Here is a 2,158-nt window from a genome sequence, read left to right on the forward strand (position 1 = left end):
ACGATAAACGCAACCTGCCGCCCTTGCCGCGCCACCCGCGCGCATGTTTTGAGTTGCTCTTCAAATGTCATGCCAAAGCCTTTCTGACCCGCGCGAGGACTGTAAAAACGAGCGCGCACTTCGCCCACAAAGCGCGCGCCCTATTTCGGCCTCAAGGGGGAGGAGGCGGCCGAAATCCCGAAACTGTGAATAAAAGAGGCCGAGGGCACGAAGCCCCCGACCTGTTGCACACACAACGGTGTGCAAAGTTGCGCGATGAGACACAGGCCGCGCGAGCAGTCGCTGGCCTATTTCGTCAATCGCGTAGGAACCCGTCAGTGAGGCAACACTCATCGTGCCACCTCAGTCTTTTCGCGCAGAGCAGCCCGAAAACTCACCGCCACCGCAATCAGCTCATCCAACTCGACCAGCTGTTCTCCGGCTTCTTTGGCGGTGTACCCCTTCGGATCAATCGACGACTTGGAATGCGCCTCGGCATCCTTGGTCAACACGTCCGAGAATTCTTTGGCGATGCGGTAGACATCCGAGGCTGTCACGCCATCCAGATCGACGGGCTGAAACACCCCGCCTGCCAGCGTCGCAAAATGCTGCGCAATCGGGACCGCCGCGCGCGGCTCAATCCGTCCCAAGCCATCAAGGTAATTCACCCCGATCCCGCCGGGGCGATGGTCGCTGCGTTCCGTCCCGTAGGATAAGGTTGAGACGCCGATCCCGAGGTCAGTCGACGCGTTTTCCAATCCGCCAACCGCGCCATAAGCTTCGCGCACCGCATTCTGGATGCTTCCGGGTCTAGTGTAGCGCATGTGATAACTCCTTTGGGCATTTCACAAGACGGACCGCGACCGAGGTGGCAATTTGGGGGCAAGTGAAGGGTGGGAAGCACTCAATGCGCACCCCCACAAGTAACTCAAACAAAGCGTAACGACACGCATTACGCCCCTTCAGGTTCGCATATGCTGCCAGTCGAATTGTGCGAAAGACCAAAAATGGAAGACAGGCACCAAACATCACTGCGCCACCTCCGAAGTAAGGGGGCTAGGCATGGAGGATTTCCAATTGAATAGGCTTTCAGGACAATCGACTCCCACCTCCTCACACATCTCGCGTAGAGGAATGTACCAACTGGCAGCAAAACGTCCGTCACGCTTTGCGTGGCGAATTGCGAACACTGAAACGTCAAGACGCTTCTGTACTGCTTCAGCTCCAACAGCTGCGATGATTTCTTTAATTTTCTCTTTGCTCATGTCCGCACAATGACCAGCAAATGGTCATTAGTCAAGACAGGCGAGACACCCTCGCGACAATTTAATGGTCATGCCATAAATGAGGGCATGACAACACAGAACAGACCATTCGCAGAAATTGCATACCGCATTAAGTGGCATCGCTCCCTCATGGGGTTAGATCAGAAGACCTACGCAGCCAAAGCCGGCATCACCCGATCTTCACTAAACAACTGGGAGAGTGGTGATTACCGCTTATCCCTAGATGGCGGGCTCGCCTTACGCAGAACATTCGGATTGTCACTCGACTTCATGTATGAGGGCATAGACGATGCATTACCCATGAGTCTGAGACAGGCTTGGCGCGAAAGTCCTGATGAAAGACACTCCAAATAATCTATCGTGAAACCAGTTTCGCTAGCTGTTCTTATTATTAAATCTAAACGCCAATTTTTCAAAATGTAGCCCCCCACAACATAGGAACAAAATGGAAACATTGACCTAAAGAGTCAACTTTTAAGATCGACCAAATAGATCTACCACCAAATGATCAATTCGAACAAAAATGCATCCGCGGTTGAATTTGGTGAAGACGGTTAAAAACAAAAGGATTTTCAGCCCCGTGGGGCTCAACACAGATTTAGCACAAAAACTACCGAACATGCCTAAAGCGCTCACCCTCCCTCAGAGGCAAGACGCCATTAACCTACCAACTTAAGCCTCCAAGCAACCCGCTCAACGCGGGTTTTCTTTTGTCTGGATAGCACGTCAGAATCATATATGACAAATTATTGGTCATTTTTATGTTGCATTGACCAATAACTGGTCATACGTTACCCCCATCACCCGCCGAAGACGCCACAGGCAGATCGCGGAATTTCATGATGGAGAGACCCATGTCCCGCATTCAACACACAGACTTTTCACTCAAAGGC

General features: G+C 52.2%; 3 protein-coding genes. 1 reads left to right on the top strand and 2 read right to left on the bottom strand.

The window, feature by feature from the left end:
• Positions 1-329 precede the first annotated feature (329 nt).
• Both BM025_RS18785 and BM025_RS18790 read right to left on the bottom strand, forming a co-directional pair.
• Positions 330-803 carry a hypothetical protein gene (locus tag BM025_RS18785; protein WP_085850894.1) on the bottom strand — a complete coding sequence of 158 codons (474 nt, stop codon included), beginning with the start codon at positions 801-803 and terminating at the stop codon, positions 330-332.
• A 204-nt stretch (positions 804-1,007) separates the two neighbouring features.
• Positions 1,008-1,244 carry a hypothetical protein gene (locus BM025_RS18790; protein WP_085850893.1) on the bottom strand — a complete coding sequence of 79 codons (237 nt, stop codon included), beginning with the start codon at positions 1,242-1,244 and terminating at the stop codon, positions 1,008-1,010.
• 87 nt (positions 1,245-1,331) lie between these two features.
• Here BM025_RS18790 and BM025_RS19795 point away from each other — a divergent pair, with 87 nt between their 5' ends.
• Positions 1,332-1,619 carry a helix-turn-helix transcriptional regulator gene (locus BM025_RS19795; RefSeq protein WP_170842247.1) on the top strand — a complete coding sequence of 96 codons (288 nt, stop codon included), beginning with the start codon at positions 1,332-1,334 and terminating at the stop codon, positions 1,617-1,619.
• Positions 1,620-2,158 lie beyond the last annotated feature (539 nt).

The organism is Pacificibacter marinus (assembly GCF_900109555.1).
Taxonomy (GTDB): Bacteria; Pseudomonadota; Alphaproteobacteria; order Rhodobacterales; family Rhodobacteraceae; genus Celeribacter; species Celeribacter marinus_C.